26 protein-coding genes and 1 riboswitch are annotated in these 24529 nt (G+C 71.5%); of the genes, 13 read left to right on the forward strand and 13 right to left on the reverse strand.

Annotation, left to right across the window (positions count from 1 at the left end):
• The 7 genes from HHX30_RS11805 to HHX30_RS11835 all read right to left on the reverse strand — a co-directional run bounded on the left by HHX30_RS11805 (position 1) and on the right by HHX30_RS11835 (position 6771).
• Positions 1-339: a P-II family nitrogen regulator gene (locus HHX30_RS11805; RefSeq protein WP_030510869.1), complete on the reverse strand. Its 339-nt coding sequence runs from the start codon at positions 337-339 to the stop codon at positions 1-3.
• Positions 336-1652: an ammonium transporter gene (locus HHX30_RS11810; RefSeq protein WP_169981947.1), complete on the reverse strand. Its 1317-nt coding sequence runs from the start codon at positions 1650-1652 to the stop codon at positions 336-338. The genes HHX30_RS11805 and HHX30_RS11810 overlap by 4 nt, the downstream gene beginning before the upstream one ends.
• A 272-nt stretch (positions 1653-1924) precedes the next feature.
• Positions 1925-2857: an RNA polymerase sigma factor RpoD/SigA gene (locus HHX30_RS11815; RefSeq protein WP_169981948.1), complete on the reverse strand. Its 933-nt coding sequence runs from the start codon at positions 2855-2857 to the stop codon at positions 1925-1927.
• Between the two features lie 224 nt (positions 2858-3081).
• Positions 3082-4230: an imidazolonepropionase gene (hutI, locus tag HHX30_RS11820; protein WP_169981949.1), complete on the reverse strand. Its 1149-nt coding sequence runs from the start codon at positions 4228-4230 to the stop codon at positions 3082-3084.
• Between the two features lie 53 nt (positions 4231-4283).
• Positions 4284-5627, reverse strand: coding sequence for a formimidoylglutamate deiminase (locus HHX30_RS11825; protein ID WP_169981950.1), 1344 nt, complete (start codon positions 5625-5627; stop codon positions 4284-4286).
• A 73-nt stretch (positions 5628-5700) separates the two neighbouring features.
• The gene (locus HHX30_RS11830; protein ID WP_169981951.1) at positions 5701-6387 is read right to left on the reverse strand and encodes an SDR family oxidoreductase; all 687 of its coding nucleotides are present in this window, start codon (positions 6385-6387) and stop codon (positions 5701-5703) included.
• A 45-nt stretch (positions 6388-6432) separates the two neighbouring features.
• A complete protein-coding gene (locus HHX30_RS11835; protein ID WP_169981952.1) occupies positions 6433-6771 on the reverse strand; it encodes a hypothetical protein in 339 nt (112 codons plus the stop codon).
• Between the two features lie 39 nt (positions 6772-6810).
• Here HHX30_RS11835 and HHX30_RS11840 point away from each other — a divergent pair, with 39 nt between their 5' ends.
• The 3 genes from HHX30_RS11840 to HHX30_RS11850 are packed head-to-tail and all read left to right on the forward strand — an operon-like array spanning position 6811 to position 9091.
• Positions 6811-7350: a PadR family transcriptional regulator gene (locus HHX30_RS11840; protein ID WP_169981953.1), complete on the forward strand. Its 540-nt coding sequence runs from the start codon at positions 6811-6813 to the stop codon at positions 7348-7350.
• Positions 7351-7367: 17 nt separating this feature from the next.
• Positions 7368-8321 carry an ATP-binding cassette domain-containing protein gene (locus HHX30_RS11845; RefSeq protein WP_169982197.1) on the forward strand — a complete coding sequence of 318 codons (954 nt, stop codon included), beginning with the start codon at positions 7368-7370 and terminating at the stop codon, positions 8319-8321.
• Between the two features lie 20 nt (positions 8322-8341).
• Positions 8342-9091, forward strand: coding sequence for an ABC transporter permease (locus tag HHX30_RS11850; protein ID WP_169981954.1), 750 nt, complete (start codon positions 8342-8344; stop codon positions 9089-9091).
• On the opposite strand, the gene HHX30_RS11855 is transcribed toward HHX30_RS11850, so the two are convergent.
• The 6 genes from HHX30_RS11855 to HHX30_RS11880 form a co-directional block, all read right to left on the reverse strand.
• Positions 9088-9906, reverse strand: coding sequence for an alpha/beta fold hydrolase (locus HHX30_RS11855; RefSeq protein ID WP_169981955.1), 819 nt, complete (start codon positions 9904-9906; stop codon positions 9088-9090). The two genes, HHX30_RS11850 and HHX30_RS11855, sit on opposite strands and share 4 nt — an antisense overlap.
• A 300-nt stretch (positions 9907-10206) precedes the next feature.
• Positions 10207-11991, reverse strand: a complete 1785-nt coding sequence (locus HHX30_RS11860) for an ABC transporter ATP-binding protein (RefSeq protein WP_169981956.1) — start codon at positions 11989-11991, stop codon at positions 10207-10209.
• Between the two features lie 91 nt (positions 11992-12082).
• A complete protein-coding gene (locus HHX30_RS11865; RefSeq protein ID WP_311922330.1) occupies positions 12083-12784 on the reverse strand; it encodes a hypothetical protein in 702 nt (233 codons plus the stop codon).
• A gap of 38 nt (positions 12785-12822) precedes the next feature.
• Complete coding sequence (locus HHX30_RS11870; RefSeq protein WP_169981957.1) at positions 12823-13017, reverse strand: hypothetical protein; 195 nt, start codon at positions 13015-13017, stop codon at positions 12823-12825.
• A 112-nt stretch (positions 13018-13129) separates the two neighbouring features.
• Positions 13130-13990, reverse strand: a complete 861-nt coding sequence (locus tag HHX30_RS11875; protein WP_169981958.1) for a hypothetical protein — start codon at positions 13988-13990, stop codon at positions 13130-13132.
• Between the two features lie 174 nt (positions 13991-14164).
• Positions 14165-14893: a FadR/GntR family transcriptional regulator gene (locus HHX30_RS11880; protein WP_169982199.1), complete on the reverse strand. Its 729-nt coding sequence runs from the start codon at positions 14891-14893 to the stop codon at positions 14165-14167.
• Positions 14894-15126: 233 nt separating this feature from the next.
• On the opposite strand from HHX30_RS11880, the gene HHX30_RS11885 reads away from it, so the two are divergent.
• The 10 genes from HHX30_RS11885 (at position 15127) to HHX30_RS11930 (ending at position 24464) form a co-directional block, all read left to right on the forward strand.
• Positions 15127-16464 (forward strand): glutamine synthetase family protein, encoded by a 1338-nt coding sequence (locus HHX30_RS11885; RefSeq protein ID WP_311922331.1) that lies wholly within the window; start codon positions 15127-15129, stop codon positions 16462-16464.
• A gap of 44 nt (positions 16465-16508) precedes the next feature.
• Complete coding sequence (locus tag HHX30_RS11890; RefSeq protein ID WP_249349966.1) at positions 16509-17840, forward strand: aldehyde dehydrogenase; 1332 nt, start codon at positions 16509-16511, stop codon at positions 17838-17840.
• A 4-nt stretch (positions 17841-17844) separates the two neighbouring features.
• Positions 17845-18609 (forward strand): 3-oxoacyl-ACP reductase, encoded by a 765-nt coding sequence (locus HHX30_RS11895; protein ID WP_169981961.1) that lies wholly within the window; start codon positions 17845-17847, stop codon positions 18607-18609.
• A 9-nt stretch (positions 18610-18618) separates the two neighbouring features.
• Complete coding sequence (locus tag HHX30_RS11900; RefSeq protein ID WP_169981962.1) at positions 18619-19308, forward strand: gamma-glutamyl-gamma-aminobutyrate hydrolase family protein; 690 nt, start codon at positions 18619-18621, stop codon at positions 19306-19308.
• A 429-nt stretch (positions 19309-19737) separates the two neighbouring features.
• Positions 19738-20517, forward strand: coding sequence for a BTAD domain-containing putative transcriptional regulator (locus HHX30_RS11905; RefSeq protein ID WP_396703856.1), 780 nt, complete (start codon positions 19738-19740; stop codon positions 20515-20517).
• Positions 20518-20649: 132 nt separating this feature from the next.
• Positions 20650-20949, forward strand: coding sequence for a type II toxin-antitoxin system Phd/YefM family antitoxin (locus tag HHX30_RS11910; protein WP_169981964.1), 300 nt, complete (start codon positions 20650-20652; stop codon positions 20947-20949).
• Positions 20946-21257 carry a hypothetical protein gene (locus HHX30_RS11915; RefSeq protein WP_169981965.1) on the forward strand — a complete coding sequence of 104 codons (312 nt, stop codon included), beginning with the start codon at positions 20946-20948 and terminating at the stop codon, positions 21255-21257. The genes HHX30_RS11910 and HHX30_RS11915 overlap by 4 nt, the downstream gene beginning before the upstream one ends.
• 91 nt (positions 21258-21348) lie before the next feature.
• Positions 21349-21446, forward strand: a riboswitch (glycine riboswitch).
• Positions 21447-21585: 139 nt separating this feature from the next.
• On the forward strand, positions 21586-22677 hold the full coding sequence (gene gcvT, locus HHX30_RS11920) for a glycine cleavage system aminomethyltransferase GcvT (protein ID WP_169981966.1): 1092 nt from the start codon (positions 21586-21588) through the stop codon (positions 22675-22677).
• Positions 22674-23066 carry a glycine cleavage system protein GcvH gene (gene gcvH / locus HHX30_RS11925; RefSeq protein WP_169981967.1) on the forward strand — a complete coding sequence of 131 codons (393 nt, stop codon included), beginning with the start codon at positions 22674-22676 and terminating at the stop codon, positions 23064-23066. Before gcvT ends, gcvH begins: the two co-directional genes overlap by 4 nt.
• Positions 23067-23090: 24 nt before the next feature.
• Positions 23091-24464 carry an L-serine ammonia-lyase gene (locus HHX30_RS11930; protein WP_169981968.1) on the forward strand — a complete coding sequence of 458 codons (1374 nt, stop codon included), beginning with the start codon at positions 23091-23093 and terminating at the stop codon, positions 24462-24464.
• The last annotated feature ends 65 nt before the right edge of the window (positions 24465-24529 follow it).

Below are 24529 nucleotides of genomic sequence, written 5' to 3' on the forward strand. Positions count from 1 at the left end.
TTACAGCGCCTCCGGCCCGCGCTCCCCGGTGCGGACCCGTACGACCGTGTCCACCGGGACCGACCAGACCTTGCCGTCACCGATCTTGCCGGTCTGGGCCGCCTTGACGATGACGTCGATGACGTCCTCGGCGTCGTCCTCCTCGGCGAGCACCTCGACCCGGACCTTGGGCACCAGGTCGACCTGGTACTCGGCGCCGCGGTAGACCTCGGTGTGGCCGCGCTGCCGGCCGTAGCCGCTGGCCTCCGAGACCGTCATGCCCTTGATGCCGAACTGCTCCAGGGCGGCCTTCACGTCGTCCAGTTTGAACGGCTTGATGACTGCGGTGATGAGTTTCATGCGTCGACCTTCTTCGCAGGCGCGGGCACGGGCCCGTTGACGGAGGCCACTCCCGAGGAGTGGACGGTGCCGAGGTCGTACCCGGTCTCGGCGTGGGTGGTGATGTCGATGCCGGTGACCTCGTCCTCCTGGTCGATCCGGAAGCCCATCGTCTTGTCGATGATCTTCCCGATCACATAGGCCATGATGAAGGAGTAGAGGCCGACCGCGACAGGGCCGAGCGCCTGGACGCCGAGCTGCGAGATCGGGCCGCCGTAGATGAGGCCCTCGTTCTGGCCGTCGGCGAAGGGGTAGCGGGCGATGAGACCGAGGGAGACCGCGCCGATCGCGCCGCCGACCAGGTGGACGCCGACCACGTCGAGCGAGTCGTCGAAGCCGAGGCGGTACTTCAGGCCCACGGCGTACGCGCAGACCGCGCCGGCCACGAGGCCGAGCACGAGCGCCGCCCACGGGTCGACGAAGCCACAGGCGGGGGTGATGGCGACCAGGCCGGCGACGGCGCCGGAGGCGACGCCGAGGGTGGTGGAGTGGCCGTCGCGCAGCTTCTCCACGAGGATCCAGGCGCCGGCCGCGGCGGCCGTGGCGACCTGGGTGTTCATGAAGGCGAGGCCGGCGGTGCCGTCGACGGCGAGCTCGGACCCGGCGTTGAAGCCGAACCAGCCGAACCACAGCAGGCCCACGCCGAGCAGCACCAGGGTCAGGTTGTGCGGCCGCATCGGGTCCTTGCGCCACCCGGTGCGCTTGCCCAGCACGAACGCGAGCGCGAGGCCCGCGGCGCCGGCGTTGACGTGGACGACCGTGCCTCCGGCGAAGTCCTCGATGCCGAGGTTCGCCAGCCAGCCGCCGCCCCAGACCCAGTGGGCGACCGGGAAGTAGACGAGCGTCGCCCAGGCGAGGCCGAAGACGACCCACGCGCCGAACTTCGCCCGGTCGGCGATGGCGCCGCTGATGAGGGCCACGGTGATGATCGCGAAGGTGAGCTGGAAGGCCGAGAACACCAGACTCGGCATACCGGTGCCGTCGTCATTGGTGGTCGTGTCGATGAGGCTCTGCAGGCCCACGGCGTCCCCGCCGCCGATGAGCTTGTTGACCCAGTTGTCCCCGTCGCCGAAGGCGTCGAAGGCCAGCGAGTGGCCGTACAGGACCCAGGCCATGGTGACGGTGATGATGCTGACGAACGACATCATCATCATGTTCAGGACGCTCTTCGCCCTGGTCATGCCCCCGTAGAAGAACGCGAGCCCGGGCGTCATCAGCAGCACCAGTGCGGTTGCTGTGATCATCCAGGCGGTGGTGCCGGTATCGATCTTCACCGACGCGGCCCTCCTTACAATTGGCGTGTGGCCGGTTATCACTCCCTCAGTGGCTTCGCTCGGGGTCACCATTGGCCGGCTGGCGCACTGACGTTGGCGACAGCGTGTTCTTCCGCCGTTTCAGCCCACGACCATGCGTGTTTCACATGTGTGAATCTCGCCACCGACGTGTTTCGGGCGGGTTTCGGACGTGCTCAGAACGACAAAACGCGCACCCCCAAGGGGTGCGCGTCGTCACGGCCGGGGGGACCGGCCACCACCGGGGCCGCGGACTACGCGGCGCTGGCCATCTTGCGCAGCCGCACCAACGCGTCGCGCTCGATGCGCCGGGCGCGGTCGCGGCCGATGCCGTAGCGCTCCCCCACCTCGGTGAGGGTGTGCTCGCGGCCGTCCACCAGGCCGTACCGCCAGCGCAGCATCTCGCGCATCTGGCCCTCCAGGCCGGTCAGCCACTGCTCCAGGCGCTCCTTCTCCAGCGTGGCCATGGCCTGCTGCTCGGGATCCGCCCAGGTCTCGTCGGCGATCATGTCACCGAGCTCGGTCTCGTCCTCGTCGCCCACGCCGAGCTGGAGGGAGACCGGGTCGGAGGCCCAGCGGCGCAGCTCCTGCACCCGCTCGATCGGCAGGTCGAGCACCGCGGCGAGGTCGGCGTCGGTCGGCTCGGCGTCGAACTCCGCCAGCATGTCCCTGCGCACCCGCATGAGCCGCGTCATCTGCTCACCCGCGTGGGTGGGCAGGCGCACCGGCCGCGCCTGCTCGTGGATCGAGCGGCCCACCGACTGCCGGATCCACCAGGTGGCGTAGGTCGAGAACTTGTACCCCCTGCGGTAGTCGAACTTCTCCACCGCCCGGACCAGCCCGAGGTTGCCCTCCTGCACCAGGTCGATCAGCGGCATTCCCCGGCCGGAGTACTTCCGCGCGACCGCCACCACCAGACGTAGGTTGGCCTGGATGAACTCGTCCTTCGCCCGCCGCCCCGAGATCGCGATGCGCTCCAGCTCCTCGTCGGTCGCGTCCGCGATCTTCGGCTCGCGCCGCCCGCTGTCGAGCAACTGCTCGGCGAACAGCCCCGCCTCGATGCGCTTGGCCAGCTCGACCTCCTGCTCCGCGGTCAGCAGCGGGACGCGGCCGATCTCGGCCAGATACGTCCCCAGCAGATCCCGGTCAGAGACATGCTGTTCCTGCGTCCGATTCCCCGTCGCCATCCGATGGCACCTCGTTCCGCCGCCGCGATATGCAATATTTGAGCCGGCGAACCGGGCGTGTCCGCCCCGCTCGGCACGGCCCCCGGCTTCCTGCTCCTGACCCGGTCAACGGCCGGTCCGAGGCAAAGATTCCCCAAACGAATACGACCCGGGAATGGTTTCGTTTTCCTCCCCAAGGAGGATGCGGGGCCGGGAGAAAAGGCGATTACCCAGGTCCGGCGGGCTCAAACGAGGCGGCGTCCCATCCGCCAGACCTGCGCCGCCAGCGGCACCCCCGGCCGGTACGCCAGGTGGACGTACGACGGGGCCTCCAGGATGACGAGGTCCGCGCGGGAGCCCACGCACAGGGTGCCCACGTCGGTGCGCCGCAGCGCCCACGCGCCCCCGCGGGTCGCCGCCCGCACGGCCTCCAGCGGCGTCATGCCCATCTCGCGTACGGCCAGGGCGACGCAGAACGGCATCGAGGTGGTGAAGGAGGAGCCCGGATTGCAGTCGGTCGCCAGCGCCACGGTGACGCCCGCGTCGAGCAGCCGCCGCGCGTCCGGGTACGGCGACCTGGTGGAGAACTCCGCGCCCGGCAGCAGGGTGGCGACCACCCCGCTCGCGGCGAGCGCGTCCACGTCGGCCTCGGTGAGATGGGTGCAGTGGTCGGCGGAGGCCGCCCCCATCTCGCAGGCCAGCCGCACCCCGGGGCCCTCGCCCAGCTGGTTGGCGTGGACCCGGATCCGCAGCCCGGCCTTGCGTCCCGCCGCGAGCACCTCCCTGCTGTGCTCCTCGCCGAACGCGCCGCGCTCGCAGAACACGTCCACCCATTTGGCGTACGGCGCGCACGCCTCCAGCATCGGGCCGGTCACGAGCCGGACGTAGTCGTCGGCGGTCGTCTCCGGCGGCACGACGTGCGCCCCGAGGAACGTCGTCTCCTCGGTGAACTGGCGGGCGATCTCCAGGCTGCGGCGCTCGTCCTCGACCGTGAGGCCGTACCCGCTCTTGATCTCGAACGTCGTCGTGCCCTGCATGGTCATCTCCGCGACCAGCAGCGCGGTCGTCTCCACGAGCTCGGGGACGGTGGCCTTCCTGGTCGCGGCGACGGTCGAGCGGATGCCGCCCGCGGTGTAGGGCCGGCCGGCCATCCGCGCGGCGAACTCCCCGGTGCGGTCGCCGGCGAAGACCAGGTGCGCGTGGCTGTCCACGAAGCCCGGGATGACGGCCCGCCCCTCCACGTCGACCCGCTCGTCGGCGGGCGGGGCGTCGGCGGAGCGGCCGATCCACCGGACCACGCCGTTCTCCGCGACCAGCGCGGCGTCCTCGATCTCCTCGCGCTCGGGGTCCGCCGTGTACAGCAGCCCGATGTCCGTGAAAACGACTGATGTCATGCCGCTCGGCCCCACGTCTCCTGATCCTCGCCACCCCGCGAAGGGCGCAAACCTCACCGGTGCAGCGGCGCGAGCGCGTCGCGCAGCAGCGCCCCTGCGTCGCCGAGCACGTGCCGCCCGTCCTCCACGATCCGCCGCCCGCCGGCGACCACCGAGTGCACGTCGGGGGCGGTGGCGGCGAACACCACCGACTCCACCGCCGAGACCTTCGTCGCGCCGGCCGTACGGACCGAGTCGAGCCGCACGGAGACGAGGTCGGCCCAGGCACCGGGCACCAGGCACCCCGCGTCGGGGAAACCCAGCGACGCCTGACCGGCGGCGGTCGCGGCGTGCAGGAGCTGCGCGGCGGGCCAGTGCCCGCGCTCGCCCGTGACCAGCCGCTCGTCCAGCTCCACCGCCCGCGCCTCCTCGAACAGGTCGATGACCGCCTGGCTGTCGGTGCCGAGTGTGACCGGCGCCCCGGCCTCCAGGAGCCTGCGAGCGGGGCCGACGCCGTCGGCGAGGTCGCGTTCGGTGGTGGGGCACATGCACACGTGGGTGGTGGAGCCGCCGAGCAGCGCCACGTCCACGTCGGACAGATGGGTGGCGTGCACCGCGGTCGAGCGCGGCCCCAGCACGCCGTGGTCGTGCAGCACCTGGACGGGCGTGGCCGAGTAGACCTCCACGCACGCCTCGTTCTCGGCCCGCTGCTCCGACACGTGCGCGTGCAGAGGCCCGGTGTGCCGGTGGGCGAAGTCGACGACGACGTGCATCTGCTCGGGCGGCACCGCACGCACGGAGTGGATGGCCGCGCCGATCTCGACGTCCTCCTCCCCCTCGTAGACCCGGGCGAGCTCGTCGGCCCTGGCCGCCCAGCGTTCCGCGTCCCCGTCGCCGAAGCGCAGCTGGGTGCCGGTGAGTGCCTCGCCGATGCCCCCGGTCAGATAACAGGTGTCGAGCAGGGTGATGCGCAGCCCGGCTCGCTTGGCCGCCTCGACCAGCGCTCGGCCCATCGCGTTCGGGTCCGCGTACGGCCTGCCCCCGGGGCCGTGGTGCAGGTAGTGGAACTCGGCCACGGTGGTGATCCCGGCGAGCGCCATCTCGGCGTACGTCGCGGTGGCCAGGGCGAGGTAGCGGTCCGGGTCGAGCGCCTCGGCGGCCGCGTACATCCGCTCACGCCAGGTCCAGAAGCTGCCGCGACCGGCCTGGGTGTGACCGCGCAGCGCGCGGTGGAAGGCGTGCGAATGACAGTTGGCCAGGCCGGGCAGGGTCAGCCCGGCCAGCCGTACGGCTCCGGGGGGAGGCGGCGCCTCGGGCCTGATCTGCGCGATGCGGCGGCCCTCGACGCCGACGACGACGCTCTCGACGACCTCGCCCGGCGACAGCCACGCCATCTCGCACCAGTAATTCACGTGCACCGGTCCTCCAGGTGGGCGGCGTGGCGGTGCTGCCACTGCTGTCGAACGTGCGTCCCCGCGCCTCGCGCGGCCGTCAGCGGGTCGGTCCCGCCGCCGGCCGTACGGTGATCTCGGTGACGTGGGCGTCGGGCGTGGCCGTCACCGCGGCCAGCACGGCCCGCGCCACCGATTCCGCCTCCAGATACCTTCCCGGCTCGTACGGCCCCTCCTCCTGGGCACGGACGTCCCTTTGCATATCCGTGTCCACCCGCCCCGGAAAGACGGTGGTGACGCGCACGCCGTGGGCGTTCTCCTCCTCGCGCAGCACGTCCGCGTACGCGCGGAGGGCGAACTTGCTGGCGGCGTAGGCGCCCCAGTTGGGATTGGCCCGCTGCCCGGCGCCTGAGTTGATCAGCACGACGTGCCCCCGGGCCGCGCGCAGCGCGGGCAGCAGCAGCCGGGTCAGCTCGGCGACCGCGATGACGTTGACCTCCATCGTCCGCCGCCAGACCTCGGCCGGGACGTCGGCGAGGTGACCGAGCCTGGCGATGCCCGCGCTGTGGACCAGCAGGTCGAGCCGGTCGATCCCCTCCACCTCGGCCGGGGTGAGCTCGGTGAGCTCCACCGCCCAGGGGCGGGCCGCCGGCAGCTCGGCGCACATGGCGTCGAGCGCGGTGCCGTCCCGCCCGCCCAGGAGAAGCTCGTGCGTCGGGGCGAGGGCACGGGCGATCGCCGCCCCCACGCCCCGCGAGGCGCCGGTGATCAAAGCCGTGGGTCGCATGGACCTCACCTTAGAGCGTCCCGCCGATCTCCCCCGGCACCGGCGTCACCGCTGCGGGCGCAGGGTAGCCGGGCCCGGGTGCTCCAGGTGCAGGGCGTAGATGTGGTGCGGGTAGCGGTGGTCGGCCGGGCGCACCCGCACCTCGCCGGCGGCGGCCTCCAGGATCACGCAGCGGTACCACTCGCCGTCCTCCAGGAACTCCCAGTGGCCGCTGAGCACGTCGAGCCCCGTGCGCCGCACCTCCGCCTCCGCCCGCTCGTACGGCCCGGCCGCGCCGAGGGGGTAGCCGAACACGGTCAGCGGCTCCCACTGCTCGCCGTCCCACCGGACGTAGCCCAGCAGGGCTCCGTCGTCGTCCCTGCGGATCTCGTGTCTGTCGTTCACGGTTGACCACGATACTCAAGTTTGTATACAAATTTGAATATGTCATCGACGCGGGTGCTGATCCTGGGCGTGCTGCTCGACGGGCCGCTGCACGGCTACGAGGTACGCAAGAAGCTCGAACTGTGGGGCGCCCAGCACTGGGCCAACGTCGCCTTCGGCTCGATCTACCACGCCCTCGGGAAGATGGCCCAGGAAGGCCTGCTCGAAGTGGTCGGCGACGACCGGCCCTCCGGCCGGGGGCGGACGGTCTACGCGATCACGCCCGAGGGCAGGGCCGAGTTCGACCGGCGGCTGCGCGAGCACTGGTCGGAGATCATGCCGATCGTCGACCCGTTCCAGGTCGCGCTGACGTTCATGGACCGGCTGTCCAGGGCCGACCTGCAGGCGGCCGTGCGGGACAGGACCGAGCGGCTGCGCGCGGCGTTCGACAGCTACGAGCGGGCCCGCGAAGCCAAGCGCGCGGCGGGCGCCCCCCGGCACGTGGACGAGTGCCTGGAGCTGAACGCGGCCGAGTACCGCGCGCAGCTGGAGTGGCTGGAACAGGCCGTCGACCGCATCGAGCGCGGCGACATCCCATGAACCGAGGAGCCAGGGTGATCATTGACGCACGGGGATTACGCAAGACCTACCGCCCCCGGGGCCGCCGCGCCGCCGCGCCGGTGGAGGCCGTACGGGGAGTCGACCTCCAGGTCGCCGAAGGCGAGATCGTCGGCGTGCTCGGTCCCAACGGCGCCGGGAAGACCACGACGATCCGCATGCTGGCGACGCTGGTCGCGCCCACCGGCGGCACCGCGACGGTGGCCGGGCACGACCTGCTGACCTCCCCCGAGCAGGTGCGGCGCCGCATCGGCTACGTCGGCCAGGCCGGCGGGGTCGACGAGAACAACACCCCCCGGGCCAATCTCCGGCTCGCCGCCCGGGTCAACGGCCTGGCGGCGGCCGAGGCCGCCGCGCGCACGGACGAGGTGCTCACGGCCTTCGACCTGGCAGGCCTGGCCGACCGGCCGGCCCGCACCCTGTCCGGCGGCCAGAAGCGGCGCGTCGCGATCGCGCTCGGCCTGGTCCACCGGCCGCCGCTGCTGTTCCTCGACGAGCCCACGACCGGCCTCGACCCGCAGAACCGGGCCAACCTCTGGGAGCAGATCAGGGCGCTGCGCGACGGCGGGACGAGCGTCCTGCTCAGCACCCACTACCTGGACGAGGCCGACGCGCTGTGCGACCGCCTGGTCATCGTCGACCACGGGCTCGTCGTCGCGGCCGGGACGCCCGCCGAGCTCAAACGCGAGATCGCCGGCGATGTCGTGTCCCTGCGCGTGTCCGGCACGGACGAGGCGGCGCCGGTGCTGGACGGCCTGCCGTACACGAGAGAGGTCAGGGCCGACGGCGGCCTGCTGCGCGTCTACCTGGACGACGGCGAGCGGGCGCTGCCGCACCTGCTGGCCGCGCTCACCGGGCGGGGCCTGGCCCTGGAGTCCGTGGCGCTCGACCGGGCCACGCTCGACGACGTCTTCCTGCGCAGGACCGGCCGCTCGCTGCGCGACGCGGCCTGAACCCCCCGAAAGGTGCGACGATGCTGAAGCACACCGGCCTGTTCCTGGCCTACGAGTTACGCAACACCGCCCGCAACCCGGTCTGGCCGCTGTTCGGCCTCCTCCAGCCCGTCCTCTATCTGCTGCTGTTCGCCCCGCTGCTGGCCAACACGATGCCCGGCGTGCCGGACGAGCGCACGCTCGCCATGTTCACCCCCGGCGTGATGGTGATGATCGCGCTGTTCGGCTCGCTGTTCGTGGGCTTCGGCATGATCGCCGAGATCCGTGCCGGGGTGCTCGAACGGCTCGCCGCGAGCCCGGCGAGCCGCCCGGCCATCGTCCTCGGCCGGACCCTGCGCGACATGATCGTGCTGGTCGCGCAGGCGGTGCTGATCATCGTGGTGGCGCTGCTCATGGGCATGCGGCCCAGCCTGCCGGGCGTCGCCCTGATGCTCCTGCTCATGGCCCTGACCGGCCTGTTCGCCTCCGGCCTCTCGTACGGCCTGGCCCTGGCCGTGCGGGACGAGAACGGCATGTCGCAGATCCTGCAGTTCTTCGCGCTGCCGCTGATCCTGTTCACCGGCATCCTGCTGCCGATGTCGCTCGCCCCGCAGTGGATGCGGACGGTCGCCCAGGTCAACCCGCTCTACCACGCGGTCGAGGCCGGGCGGGCGCTGTTCGCCGGCGACCTCGCGGGCGGCCACGTGGCGCTCGCGTTCGCCCTGATGGCGGTGCTCGCGGTGCCCGCCCTCGCCTGGTCGGTCCGCTCCATGCGCCACCTCGCCGGCTAACCGTTCTTGAGGAAGGCCAGCAGGTCGTCGTTCAGGGCGTCCTGGTGCGTCACGAACAGGCCGTGCCCGGCGGTGGGGTACTCCTTGTAGACCGCCCCGGGCACGAGGGCGGCCGTACGGCGGCCGGTCACCTCGACCCGGGCCGACATGTCGGCGGCGCCGTGCACCACGAGCGCGGGCACGGTGATCTCCCGCAGCCCGGCCCGGTGGTCGGCGTGGTAGAGCGCCTCGAACACCCGCGACGTCGCCCACGGCGAGGCCGACAGGCACTGCGCGAGCGTCCAGTCCACGAGTGCCGGGGACACGTCGTTGCCGAGGTGCGTGGCGAACCACGCCTGCGCCTGCCGGGCGAACCACTTCGGCCGGTCGGTCGCGAACTGGGCGAGCGTCGCCCGCAGCGCCTCCTCGGGGGCGCCCTCCGAGTTGTCCGCGGTCCGCTTGAGGAACGGCAGCACGGCGGAGACGAACGCGACCCGGGCGACCCGCTCCTCGCCGTGCCTGGCGAGGTAGCGGGCGATCTCGGCGCCCCCGGCCGAGTGCCCCACCAGCGTCACGCGGCGCAGGCCGAGGTGCTCGATCAGGGCGGCCACGTCGTCCGCCAGGCTGTCCAGGTCGTAGCCCGTGGAGGGGCGGTCGGAGCGGCCGTGCCCGCGCCGGTCCAGCGTCACGCAGCGGTAGCCGTGCTCGACGAAGAACGGAAGCTGGTACTCCCACATGTCGCTGTGCAGCACCCAGCTCGCCAGGAAGAGGATCGGCTCACCCTGCCCGTAGTCCTCGTAGGCCAGCCGCGTGCCGTCGAAGGTCTCGAAGAACATGTCCACTCCCGCTGTCTCGTCTCGGCAACCGGAGTCTGGCCGGGCGAGGTCAGAAGATCGATGACGCGGGAGGTAAAGCACGGCGGGGCGCCCCGGCCTGACCGGCCGGGGCGCCCCGCCTCCGACCCGTGTCACCCGGACGCGCCCGCACGCGCGTTGGCTCCGGGAACCGGGCGGTGGTGAAGGAGAGGTTACGCACCACCGACCTTCCCGGTCCCCGGTCGAAAGAAGCTGTGGCTCGGTGTAAGGGCTGCTCACGGCTTCGCCATCGGCGTCTGCGGAGGTTCGCGGGGCCGCCGGTCAGGACGAGAGGAACTGCGTGGCGGCCAGCTCGCGATAGAGCTCGTCGGCCGCGACCAGCTCGTCGTGGGTGCCCCAGGCCCGCACGCGGCCGGCCTCCATCACCACGATCCGGTCGGCCCCCGTCACGGTGGACAACCGGTGGGCGATCACCAGGACGGTCGTCTCGCGCGCCACCTCGGCCACGACCTCCCGCAGCCGCATCTCGTTGACCGCGTCGAGCTGGGAGGTCGCCTCGTCGAGCAGCAGCAGCCTGGGACGGCGCAGCAGCGCCCTGGCGATGGCCACCCGCTGCCGCTCGCCGCCCGACAGCAGCACCCCGCGATGGCCGACCTGCGTCTCCAGTCCTTCGGGCAGCCGCTCGACCAGGTCGTCCAGGCGCGTACGGGCGAGAGCGTGCGCGATCTCCTCGCCGGTCGCGCCGGGCGCGCCGAAGACGAGGTTCTCCCGGAGCGTGCCGGCCAGCACCGGGGCGTCCTGCTCGACGTATCCGAGCATGGCCCGCAGCTCGCCGAGCGGCCAGTCGCGGATGTCCCGCCCGCCGAGGGCGATCGTCCCCTCCTGCGGCTCGTAGAACCGCTCGATGAGGCCGAACACCGTCGACTTGCCCGCGCCCGAGGGGCCGACCAGCGCGGTCATGCCGCCGGCGGGCGCCTCGAACGTCACACCGTGGTGGACCACCGGCCGGTCCTCGCCGTAGCGGAAGACGACCCCGGAGAACGTCACCCCGACGGGCTCGCCTCCCGTCCGCGTCACGGGAGCGGCGGCGGGCTCGGTGGGCAGCGTGGCGATCTCCTGGATGCGTGTCACCGCGGCCAGGCCGTTCTGGATCTGCGTGAGGCTCTGGACGATCTGGCCGATCGGGGAGACCAGGTAGAAGAGGTACATGAGGAACGCGATCAGGGCGGAGATCTCCATCTCCCCCGCCGCCACCCGCGCGCCGCCGACCCCCAGCACCGCGAGGAACGCGAGCTGGATGGACATCCACGCGCCGATCCCGGCCAGCGAGGTCCACGCGGCGGCGGCCACGCCCCGGTCGCGCGCCTCGACGGCCGCCGCGCCCACCGCCGCGGTCTCCCGCGCCTCGCCGCCGGCGGCCTTGACCGTACGGAACGCCTGGAGGGCGCGGTCGAGCACCGAGCCCATCTCGCCGAGCGCCACCTGCGCCTGCAGGGAGGCGCGGCGGATGCGCGGGGCGATGACCACGCCCAGGAGCCCGACCAGCGCGACGACGGCGAGCGTGACGACCAGCAGCAGGCCGTCCATGATCGCCATCATCACGGCGGCGCCCAGGAACGTGAAGACGGAGCCGACCAGTGAGGCCAGCGCGTCCGTGCAGACGGCACGCAGCAGCGTGGTGTCGGAGCCGACCCGCGACAGCAGGTCGCCGGGCTTGAGCCGGTCCACGTCGGAGACCGTGAGCCGCAGGATGCGGTCCACCAGGCTCCGGCGGGAGTCGAGCACGATCGTCTCGCCCATCCGCTCCAGCAGGAACCGCCCGGCCGCCGAGATCAGCGCGCCGGCCAGGACCGCGACCGACAGCCCGAGCACCGGGCCGGCCAGCGCGCCACCCTCGCCGAACGTGTCGATCACCCGCTTGGCCATGACCGGCATGGCGAGCCCGGTGAGACTGCCGACGAGGCTCAGCAGGCCGCCCAACAGGAGCACCCGCCGGTGCGGGCGTACCTGGTCGAGCAGCAGCCGCCAGGAGGCGCGCTCCCCCAGGGACGCCTTCGTCCCCGGCCCGGGCCGGCCACCGCCGGGGCCGTCGCCGTCCGTCCCCATGGAGCCCCCTCGCGCGAACCCGGCGTGCGATCTCCCGGAGACACTAATTCACCGGAAACGCCGGTGCGCGCGGGGATTCAGCCGTCCCGGATCAGTCCACGTCCGGCACGTCGAGGTCGAACTCCGCGTCGCCGTCGTCGACGCGGCGCAGCTTGATGTCCTCCACCCAGGCGTACGCGAAGCGCCGCACGACAGCGACGCCCTCCTCGTCCAGGCCGCCGAACGCCTCGTCGGCGAGCAGGTCGACGGTCTCCAGCCGCTCGACCAAGTCCTCCACCCGCCACTCGTCGTCATACCGCGCGCCGAGCCGTTCGAGCAGGCGGAAGGAGTACAGGCCGGACACCGAGGCGACGTCGGCGAAGTCACGCGGCAGGCCGCGGTCCTGCAGGGCGCGGACCTTGAGGCCCACCGCGTCGTCCAGGCCCACCACCCGGCAGGGCCCGATGTCGGCGGGCCGGTCCCGCAGCGGCTCGCGGAGCAGGGCGACCTCGCACGACTGGCCGGTGATCTCGTCGGTGACGACGACGCGGCCGATACGGGCGCCCGCCTCGCACACCTCGGCCGACAGGCCGGTGCTCCGGAACGCCTCGGCCAGCGCCGCGCCGATCTCCGCCAGCGGCGCCTCCCCGCCGGTGGCGAAGGTGAGGTCGTCGACCTTCCGGGACGTACATCCGTGCGCCGGCAGCGCGTATCCGCCGGCGAGCAGCAGGCCGTACCGGTCGAGGACGGGCCGCGCGTCCTCGATGAGGCGCAGGTGGAACGGGGGCGCGGAGAAGGCGGGTGACTCGGTCACCACCTCAGTATCGCGTCCGCACCCACCGTGACGATGCGTCATCCGGGCACCCCGTAGAGCAGGCGGATCTCCCGGGTGGTGTCCATGATCTCGTACCACGTGAGGCACAGGTCGGCCTCGGCCTCCTCACCGCGTGCCTCGGCGGCCATCAGCCGGTCCCCGGTGAGCAGCGCCGCCTCCCGTTTGAGCTGGGCCGCCATCCGTTGGAACACGAACCGCTCGCGAGACTCCATTACCGCCCCTCCCGCCCCCCAACAGTTCTTACACAGGGGTGAAATACCCACAGAACCGGCCGAAATGCTCATGGGGAGATCCGCGAACGGCACACGGGTGCCGGCGGGTGACTCAGCGGGCCCGGGGGCGGCCCGACCGCCAGTGCCGCACGGGATGGTCGGCGCCCGGCCGGGGACGCGGGGACACCACCCGCCGAGGATGGCGCCGCGGGGGCAGCACGGGCGCGGGCAGGTCGTGACGGCCGGAGACGAACTCCTGCACCGCGATCTTCGCTCTGATGACCGGGCGGCGCCAGCGCTCCTCCCGGTGGACCGCCTTGGCCATCAGTCGCGGCCGTGGCCGTCTCGCCCGCTCGGAGTAGCACCAGCGGGCCCACGGCGAGCCGGGACGCGCCACCCGCACCGCCCCCACGTACAGCAGCGGCGGCACGAACAGTCCCAGCAGACCGCTCCAGATCTTCCCCTTGAGCAGGGTGACCACGGCGAAGACGAGGTTGACGACGAGGAACGCGGGGGCCGTCCAGCCCCCTCCGCCGTCCGCGCCGTTCCAGGCGAGCGGGCGCAGCCCGAGCAGCAGCAGGCCGGTGGCCGCGATCGCCACGAAGACCGCGTCCACGGAGGTGCGGCCCTCCTCCTGCCAGTAGACGTCGCGCAGGTGCAGGATCAGCGCGAACTCGTCGAGCACGAGGGCGGCGCCCACGCCGAACACGGCGGAGGAGAAGGAGTACCACCCCGTGGACACGCCCGACAGAACCAGCCCGGCCACTCCGCCGAGCAGCGTGAGCACCACCCCGAACACGACGTGGTGGATGTGCATCTCGCCCACGCTGACGTTGCCGAGCCACCGCACCCGCGCCCTGATCAGCCGTACGTTCACCCGCGTGAAGACGAACGCCGTGAGCAGCGCGACGAAGAAGCAGAACAGCGGCAGACGGTGCGCCTCGATGATGCGTTCGTGAAACCAGTCGGTCATCAAGCGATCCCCCGGCCTCCGATGCTAGTGCCGCGACCGACGAGGTTTGCCCGTTAGGAGCGGTGTCCAGATTGGTGCTTTGTGGGTGGGGCGACAACGCGGTGAGGTGCCGCTCTGGGCGACGCGACGGGGCAAAGATCGGCGGGAGGGGCACCAGACGCGGCCGGGAGTGGGTCAGGCGAGGAAGCCGCGCAGCAGGGCCGCCGTGCCCTCCAGGTGCTCGGCCACCGCCCGCTCGGCCGCCTCGGGGTCGCCGTCGAGGATCGCGGCCGCGATGGCGGCGTGCTGGGCCGCCGCGTGCTCGATGTTGGGCCGCAGCACGGGGATCGCGTTGAGCAGGTCGGTCACCCGGAGCCTGGCGTCCGCGCAGGCGGCGGCCAGCAGCGGCGAGCCGGTCAGCTCCGCGATCGCCAGGTGGAACGCGATGTCCATCCGGCGGTAGTCGGCCGGGGCCGCGTCGTTCACCCCGGCCAGCCGGGCGTCCAGCGTCTCCCGCTGCCGCTCGGTCAGCTCGGTGGTCGCGAGGGCCCTGGCCGCCCCGCACTCGACGGCCATCCGGAACGTCAGCGCGTCCTCGAGGTCGTCTTCACCCATGCGGGTGACCGCCCTGCGCAGGTCGCCCTTGCGCGGGCTCGGCGGCCGGTAGACGACGAAGGCCCCGCCGTACCGGCCGCGCCGTACGTCGAGGTAGCCGGCCTCCTGCAGGGCGCGGATCGCCTCGCGCAGCGTGACCCGGCTGATGCCGAGCCGGGTGGCCAGCTCGCGTTCCGGCGGCAGCTTCTCGCCGTGCGGCACGACGCCGAGCTTGATGGCCTGCAGAAGGCGTTCGACGGTCTCCTCGAACGCGTTGCCCGCCCGAACCGGCCGCAGCAGCGACACCACGCCGGTGATCCCCCCGGTCATACCCGTGGCCGCGGGCCGCGACCCGGACGCGACGGCGGCCGGGGGCCGGGAGACGGACGCCTCCGCCGGGCTGATCTCCATGCGCATCGTCCCTCCACCCGTCGCCGCGGGCCCCCCGTTCCTTCGATCGAGGTTAAACCCCAGGGACGTTGTTGACGACGAGGGGAACATGGTGCTTGCATGCCCTCAATGGTCTGATTCCAGACTTTTGGACGGGAGGCACCGTGCTCAGCGTGGAGCGACTCCGCGATGACGTCGAAGCGGGCCGCGTGGACACGGTCCTGCTCGCGGTAACCGACATGCAGGGGCGGCTGCAGGGCAAGCGGCTGTCGGCGCGGTACTTCCTGGAGGAGGTGCTGGACCACGCCGCCGAGGGCTGCAACTACCTCCTCGCCGTGGACGTCGACATGAACACCGTGGACGGCTACACCATGTCGTCCTGGGATCGCGGCTACGGCGACTTCGTGATGCGGCCGGACCTGTCGACGCTGCGCCGGGTGCCCTGGCACGAGGGGACCGTGCTGCTGCTCGCCGACCTGGTGTGGGAGGACGGCGCGGACGTCGTGGCCTCCCCCCGGCAGATCCTGCGCCGCCAGCTCGCCCGGCTCGCCGAACGCGGCTGGACCGCGTACGTCGGCACCGAGCTGGAGTTCGTCGTCTACGACGACAGCTACGAGCACGCCTGGCAGCGGGGCTACCGCGACCTGACCCCGGCCAACCTCTACAACGTCGACTACTCGCTGCTCGGCACCTCCCGCATCGAGCCGCTGCTGCGGAAGATCAGGCTCGGCATGGAGGGCGCCGGGCTGTACGTCGAGTCGGCCAAGGGCGAGTGCAACCTCGGCCAGCACGAGATCGCCTTCCGGTACGCCGACGCGCTGACGACCTGCGACAACCACGTGTTCTACAAGAACGGCGCCAAGGAGATCGCCGCCCAGGAGGGCAGGTCGGTCACCTTCATGGCCAAGCCGAACCAGCGCGAGGGCAACTCCTGCCACATCCACATCTCGCTGCGGGACGCCGGCGGCACACCGGTGATGGCGGGCGGCGAGCCGTACGGGCTGTCGGAGACCGGGCGGCGGTTCATCGCCGGGCAGCTCGCGGCGATGCGCGAGCTGACCCTGCTCTACGCGCCCAACGTCAACTCCTACAAGCGGTTCGTGCCCGGGAGCTTCGCCCCCACCGCCGTCAAGTGGGGCGTGGACAACCGCACCTGCTCGCTGCGGCTGGTCGGCCACGGCCCCTCGCTGCGGATCGAGAACCGGGTGCCCGGCGGCGACGTCAACCCCTACCTCGCGGTCGCCGCCATGATCGCGGCGGGGCTGCGCGGCATCGACGCCGGGCTGGAGCTGGAGGAGCCGTTCGGCGGGAACGCCTACGACTCCGGTGCCGAGCGGGTGCCGGCCACGCTCCGCGACGCCCTGGCGCTGTGGGAGGGTTCGCCGATCGCCGAGGAGGTGTTCGGCAAGGACGTGGTCGAGCACTACGCCAACAACGCGAGGGTCGAGCTGGCCGCCTTCGACGCGGCGGTCACCGACTGGGAGCTCTATCGGGGGTTCGAACGGCTGTGAAAATAGTCAATCCGGCGACCGAGGAAGTGATCGCCGAGGTCGAGATGGCGGACGCCGCCGAGGTGGACCGCACGGTCGAGCGGGCCGCCCGGGCCTTCCCCGCGTGGCGGGCGGTCGCCCCGGGCGAGCGGGCCCGGCTGCTGCGCCGCTTCGCGCAGGTGGTGGAGGACCACGCCGAGGAGCTGGCCCGGCTGGAGATCGCCAACGCGGGGCACACGATCGGCAACGCCCGCTGGGAGGCGGGCAACGTCCGCGACGTGCTCGACTTCTACGCGGGCGCGCCCGAGCGCAACCACGGCAAGCAGATTCCCGTGCCCGGCGGGGTGGACGTCACGTTCGCCGAGCCGCTGGGCGTGGTGGGCGTCATCGTGCCGTGGAACTTCCCGATGGTCGTCATGACCTGGGGAGCCGCCCCGGCCCTCGCCGCCGGCAACACGGTGATCGTGAAGCCGGCCGAGTGGACCCCGCTGACCGCGCTGCGGCTGACCGAGCTCGCCCTGGAGGCCGGGCTGCCCGAGGGCGTGCTGCAGGTCGTCCCCGGCGAGGGTGAGGTCGCCGGCGCCCGGCTCGTCGAGCACCCGGACGTACGGAAGATCGTCTTCACCGGCTCGACCGAGGTCGGCAGGCTGATCGGCGCCAAGGCCGCCGAGCAGGTCAAGCGGGTGACGCTGGAGCTGGGCGGCAAGAGCGCCAACATCGTCTTCGCCGACGCGGACCTCTCCCGGGCGGTGGAATCGGCCCCCATGGCGGTCTTCGACAACTCCGGCCAGGACTGCTGCGCCCGTTCGCGCATCCTGGTGGAGCGTTCCGTCTACGACGACTTCCTGCTGCGGCTGTCGCAGGCCGTGCGGGAGGTGACCGTGGGCGACCCGAACGACCCGGCGAGCCAGATGGGCCCGCTGGTCAGCGCCGAGCACCGGGAGCGTGTCGCCTCGTTCGTCACGGACACGGAGGTGTACGCCGCCGGGTCGTGCCCGGACGGCCCCGGCTACTGGTTCGCGCCCACCGTGCTGGCGGCGCCGGCCGGCTTCGACCCCCTCGCGCCCGGTTCCGGGGCCTTCCACCGCGCGTACACCGAGGAGATCTTCGGCCCGGTGGTGTCCGTCGTCCCCTTCGACGACGAGGAGCACGCCGTGCGCATCGCCAACCACACGGCGTACGGGCTGTCGGGGTCGATCTGGACCCGCGACGTGGGCCGGGCGCTGCGCGTGGCGCGGGCCGTCGAGGCGGGCAACCTGTCGGTCAACTCGCACTCCAGCGTCCGCTACTGGACCCCCTTCGGCGGCTTCAAGCAGTCGGGCCTCGGCCGCGAGCTCGGCCCGGACGCGCTGTCCGCCTTCACCGAGACCAAGAACGTCTTCATCGCCACGGAGTAGATCAATGCAGCGTTTGCAGGACCGCGTCGCCGTCATCACCGGCGGCGGCAGCGGCATCGGGCTGGCCACGGCCCACCGGTTCGCCCAGGAGGGCGCCAAGGTCGTGGTGGCCGACCTCGACGAGGAGGCCGGCGCGAAGGCCGCCGGAGAGGTCGGCGGCCTGTTCGTGAAGGCCGACGTGGCGAACGAGGACGACGTGGCCCGGATGTACCGGACCGCGTTCGAGGAGTTCGGCAGCGTCGACGTCGCGTTCAACAACGCGGGGATCTCCCCGCCGGACGACGACTCCATCCTCGAGACCGGCATCGACGCCTGGCGCCGGGTCCAGGAGGTGAACCTCACCAGCGTCTACCTGTGCTGCAAGCACGTGATTCCCTACATGCGACGGCAGGGCAGGGGCTCGATCATCAACACCGCGTCGTTCGTCGCGGTCATGGGCTCGGCCACCTCGCAGATCTCCTACACCGCCTCCAAGGGCGGCGTGCTCGCGATGAGCCGCGAGCTGGGTGTCCAGTTCGCCCGCGAGGGCATCCGGGTCAACGCGCTGTGCCCCGGCCCGGTGGACACCCCGCTGCTGCGTGAGCTGTTCGCCAAGGACCCCGAGCGCGCCCAGCGCCGTCTCGTCCACGTGCCGATCGGCCGGTTCGCCCGGGCCGAGGAGATCGCCGCGGCGGTCGCGTTCCTCGCCTCCGACGACGCGTCGTTCATCACCGCCTCGGAGTTCCTGGTCGACGGCGGCATCTCCGGCGCGTACGTCACTCCGCTGTAGGGGGCGGAGATGGCTCGTCCCGTGATCGGCGTGACGTGCTACGTCGAGCCGGCGAAGTTCACCGTGTGGGACATGCCGGCGGCGCTGCTGCCGTACATGTACGTCGAGCACGTCGAGCGGGCGGGCGGGCAGCCGGTCATCCTGCCGCCCGCCGGGGAGCCCGCCGAGCTGGCCGGGCGGCTGGACGGGCTGATCATCGCGGGCGGGGGCGACATCGACCCCGCCCGGTACGGCTCCACCCCCGCCCCCCAGACCGGCTACGTCCGGAAATTTCGTGATGATGCCGAGTTCGGCCTGATGGCGGCGGCGATGGAGACCGGCCTGCCGTTCCTCGGCATCTGCCGGGGGTTGCAGGTCCTCAACGTGGCGCTCGGCGGCACCCTCCACCAGCATCTGCCCGACGTGGTCGGCCATGCGGGCCACTCCCCCGCCCCCGGCACGTTCGGCCGCCTCCCCGTACGGCTTTCGCCCGGGTTGGCCAAGATCTACGGCGGCGAGGACCTGACGCCCGCCCACTACCACCACCAGGCGATCGACCACCTCGCGGACGGCCTGGAGGTGACCGCCCGGTCGGACGACGGCACGATCGAGGCCGTCGAGGTCACCGGCGCGGCGTTCGCCCTGGCCGTGCAGTGGCACCCGGAGGCCGACGAGGACGGCCCCCTCTTCCACGCCCTCGTCGCCGCCGCCCGCCGTTGAAAAATCCGGGGCGACGCGCGTCGCCCCGGTCGAAACGGCGTCCCGCGATAGACGCATCGGCACGGCGGCCGGACCCCGCGTGATCGCGCGGCGAGCGGCCGGTCGCGCCCCGGTGAACACGGCGTTCGCCTTCGCGCACCATGACAGGCTGCCCCGACGGAAACACGCAGAGGCGCTCTCTCCGCATTATGTAACCGATTTCATTTGATGCACGTGCATGTTCGCTCGGCATTCATCGCTATACGGAACGCAATGTCATCGACGGAAGTGCACGCCCCGGGCAGGCGCCGAGAAAATCGCAATTTTGACGAATGCAGGCGAAGAGGGATATCGTCAAATTCCTGTCAAAGCCGCGTCGCCGGCGCGTTCAGGCTGCTTTCGCGTGCGAGGGGAACCGTGTTATACGCCGTGCTCGGACCGTTCCTGGCCATGAAACCCTCGGGGGACGTCATCGCCGGGCTCGCCCCCAGGCACCGGCAACTCCTGGCACTCTTCCTGCTGAATGCCAATGCCACGGTTCATCGGGACAGGCTCATCGATCTGCTCTGGAATGACTGTCCCACTAAATCTGCGCGCCGGAATCTTACCACCTACATCGCACAGATGCGGCGGCGGCTCTCGCCGCGGGACCCCGGCCTTTCTCCGCTCCACAGCGTGGAGGGCGGGTACCTTCTTTCCGTACCGCCGGGATCCGTGGATGCTGCAGTATTCAACCATTTCACGACGCAGGGCAGAATCGCTCGAGACAATGGCGATTACCACAATGCCGCGCGGATGCTCGAGAACGCGCTGAGCCTGTGGCGGGGCGACGCCCTGTCCGGCATGAGGCACGTGGACGCGCTCGCCGCGTGGGCGGAGCGCCTCGACGAGGACCGGCGCGCGGCGACCGAGGACCTCTTCGACGTACGGCTGGCGCTCGGGGACCACCGTGAGATCGTCGGCGGTCTGACCCAGTGGGCGAGGCGGCACCCGTTGCGTGAACGGCCGCACCGGCAGCTCATGCTGGCGTTGCACCGGTCGGGCCGCACCCACGACGCCTCGGCGTCCTACCAGCGACTGCGCCGGACCCTGGTCGACTGCCTCGGCACCGAACCGTCCCCCGACACCCAGGCCCTCCACCAGCGGATCGTCACCGACGACCCTTCCTCCACCCCGGCACGCGTCCGCGCGGGACATCGCCCGCCCCGCGATCCCGACCACGGACTGTGAAGAATCGCCTGCGGATCCGGAAGATCTGGCCGAGGTCCGGGCCATCCGCAGAGAGCTTGGCGACCCGGATGCGTGGAGACGCCTCCATGCGGCCATACAGCCAGCGAAACGTACCTGACGTACAGTAGGTACATGAGCGAGCCCGCATCCGACTTCCCGCCGCCGCCCTACAGCGTGCAGGAAGTCAGCACGACGCAAGCACGCAAGGACCTCGCCGAACTCGTCAACCAGGCGGTATACGGTCACGTCCATACGATCCTCACGAGGGACGGGCGACGACTGGCCCGGATCATCCCCGAAGAGGACGCATGGTTCTACACGCCTGAGTGGCAGGAGAAGCTCTCGAGAGCGCAAGACGACCTCGCCGAAGGCCGCGTGAAGAGCTTCGAGTCGATGGACGAGATGTTCGCCGACTTGGAGACGGAGCGGTGAGATACCTTCGCACCGCCCAGTTCGACAACGACTACCGCAAGCTGCCCGCCGAACATCGCAAGCTGTTCCAGCAAGTCGTCTTCGACCACTTCATACCGGCGTTGGAGCAGGGAGCCCACACGGGCCGGGTCCCCTGGCCCCGTCGGCTCCGCATCCACAAGGTTGGCGACGTCTACTCACTCACCTGGAGTTTCGCGTCCCCGGGTGGGCGGGCGCTCTTCACCTTCACTCTTCAGGAGGCGGAGTCCGGTGAGCCGGTGCTCGTCTGGCTCGCCGTCGGGTACCACGACGTCTACCGGCCTTCCTGACCTCGGCGGTGCCGGCGGTGCGGGCCGGAAATAAGGGCATCCGGCAGGTTACGGGGGTGGCGGCGAACCACTAGGCTGGACAGCGCACCAGTGATCCCGTGCGGGAGAGCGTCCTGGCATCCGGTCAGGGCCCCTGAAGGAGCAAGCCCTCCCCGCGAACCTCTCAAGGCAAAGGACCGTACGGGCCAGGTGACCTCTGGAAAGAAGGCCGGCAGGCCTCGCCGAAGGTGAAAGTCCGGCAAAGATCGGACGAAGCTCTCAGGCGCCGATGACAGAGGGGGAGGATGCCCGATAGTTCAACGCAGCATCCGTCCTTTCCGAGGTGGGCATGTCCCGATCCACCCCGCTCCGCGGGGTTCACGAAAGCCTGGGCGCGACCCTGACTGACTTCGCGGGCTGGCAGATGCCCCTGCGCTACGGCAGCGAGTCGGCCGAGCACAACGCGGTGCGTACGGCCGCCGGGCTCTTCGACCTGTCCCACATGGGGGAGATCTTCGTCGTCGGGGCGCAGGCGGGCGAGGCCCTCGACCACGCCCTCGTGGGGCACCTCAGCGTCCTCGCACCCGGCCGCGCCCGCTACACGATGATCGTGAACGAGACCGGCGGCATCCTCGACGACCTCATCGTCTACCGCCTCGACGAGGACCAGTACATGGTCGTCGCCAACGCCTCCAACTACGCCCTCGTCGCGCGTGAGCTCGCCGACCGGGTCCGGGGATACGACGCGCGGGTGACCGACCGGTCGGACGAGTACGCGCTGGTCGCCGTACAGGGGCCGCGCAGCGCCGAGATCCTCGCCCCGCTGACCGACGCCGATCTCGACGAGCTCAAGTACTACGCCATCCTCCCCGCCGTCGTCGCGGGCGCGCCCGTCCTGATCGCGCGCACCGGGTACACCGGCGAGGACGGCTTCGAGCTGTTCGTGCTGAACGAGCACGCCGTGCCGCTGTGGAACGCCCTCACCGAGGCGGGCAGGGACGCCGGGCTCGTCCCCGCCGGACTGTCGGCCCGCGACACGCTGCGGCTGGAAGCCGGCATGCCGCTGTACGGCAACGAGCTGAGCGCGGCGATCACGCCGTTCGAGGCGGGACTCGGCCGGGTCGTCCGCTTCGACAAGCCCGGCGACTTCGTGGGCAAGGCCGCCCTCGAGCGGGTCGCGGCGAACGACACCACCCGGCGCCTGGTCGGGCTGGTGGCGCGCGGCCGCCGCGTCCCCCGCCACGGCTACCCCGTCACCCGGGACGGCGCCGTCGTCGGCGAGGTGACCAGCGGCGCCCCGTCGCAGTCCCTCGGCCGCCCGATCGCGCTGGCGTACGTCGACGAGGACGCCCTGGAAAAGGGCGGCCTGACCGTGGACATCCGGGGCAGCCAAGAACCGGTCGACGTCGTCGATCTGCCTTTCTACAGGAGGAGCAAGTGAGCACCATTCCCGACGACCTGAGCTACACCAAGGAACACGAGTGGGTGGCCGGGCTTGAGGACGGCCGCACCGTGACGGTGGGCATCACGGCGTACGCGGCCGAGCAGCTCGGCGACGTGGTTTACGTGGAGGTGCACTCGGAGGTCGGCACCACGGTCGCGGCCGGCGACGCGATCGGCGAGGTGGAGTCCACCAAGTCCGTGAGCGACATCTTCGCCCCGGTCGGCGGTGAGATCGTCGAGGTCAACGCCGCCGTCACGGACACCCCCGCACTCGTCAACTCCGACCCGTACGGCGAGGGCTGGCTGTTCCGCGTGCGCGTGGAGGAGGAGCCGGAGGACCTTCTGTCGGCCACGGAGTACACCGCGCTGACCTCCGGCGAGTCCTGACCGGCGGTTGAGAGGCGACGGTCAATGGCGATCAGCGTCTTCGACCTGTTCAAGGTGGGTATCGGGCCGTCCAGCTCGCACACGGGCGGCCCGATGGCGGCGGCGCACAGGTTCGTCCGCGGGCTGCACGAGGACGGGCTGCTGGAGAAGGTCACCCGGGTCGAGGCCATCCTGTACGGCTCGCTCGGGCTGACCGGCAAGGGCCACGGCAGCGACAAGGCGGTCCTGCTGGGCCTGTCCGGCGACAAGCCCGAACTGGTCGACGTCGACACCGTCGACGAACGGCTCGCGGCGATGCGGGCGAGCGGCACGGTCACGTTGTACGGCGTGCACGAGATCCCGTTCGTGGTCGGCGAGCACCTCGTCTTCGAGCGCAAGCTGTCGCTCCCCCACCACCCGAACGGCATGCGGTTCACGGCGTACGCCGACGACACGGTGTTGCGCGAGAAGGTGTACTACTCGGTCGGCGGCGGTTTCGTGGTGGACGAGAACGCCACCGGCGCCGACCGGATCAAGCCCGACGACACCGTGCTGCCGCACGCCTTCACGACCGCGCACGAACTGCTCGCGCACTGCGCGGAGACCGGCCTGTCGATCTCCGGCCTGATGATGGAGAACGAGAAGGCCTTCGGCCGTACGGAGGAGGAGATCCGGGCCCGCCTCCTGCACCTGTGGGCGGTCATGGCCGAGTGCGTCCGGCGCGGCACGAGCCGCGAGGGCGTCCTGCCGGGCGGCCTCAAGGTGCGCCGCCGGGCCCACCAGCTGTACCGGCGGCTGCAGGGCGAGGCCGACGGGACCGACCCGCTGCGGGCGATGGACTGGGTCACGCTGTTCGCGCTGGCCGTCAACGAGGAGAACGCCGCGGGCGGCCGGATCGTCACCGCGCCGACCAACGGCGCCGCCGGCATCGTCCCGGCCGTCCTGTCCTACTACATGCGTTTCCTTCCGGGCGCCGACGAGGACGGCGTCGTCCGCTTCCTGCTCACCGCGGGCGCGATCGGCGTGCTGTTCAAGGAGAACGCCTCCATCTCCGGTGCGGAGGTGGGCTGCCAGGGTGAGGTCGGGTCGGCCTGCTCGATGGCCGCGGCGGGCCTCACCGAGGCGCTCGGCGGGACGCCGGAGCAGGTGGAGAACGCCGCCGAGATCGGCATCGAGCACAACCTCGGCCTGACCTGCGACCCCATCGGCGGGCTCGTCCAGATCCCGTGCATCGAGCGCAACGCGGTCGCCTCGATCAAGGCGATCGCCGCGGCCCGCATCGCCCTGCGCGGCGACGGGCGCCACTTCGTATCGCTGGACAAGGCCATCAAGACGATGCGCGACACCGGCAGGGACATGCTCGACAAGTACAAGGAGACCTCGCGCGGCGGCCTCGCCGTCAACGTCATCGAATGCTGACCCCTTACCCCCGCCGTGATCTTGTGGTTTGCCGCACGCACGGCCCCTCACCTGCACCGGCACCC

The organism is Microbispora sp. H10836, assembly GCF_012999525.1.
Classification (GTDB): Bacteria; Actinomycetota; Actinomycetes; order Streptosporangiales; family Streptosporangiaceae; genus Microbispora.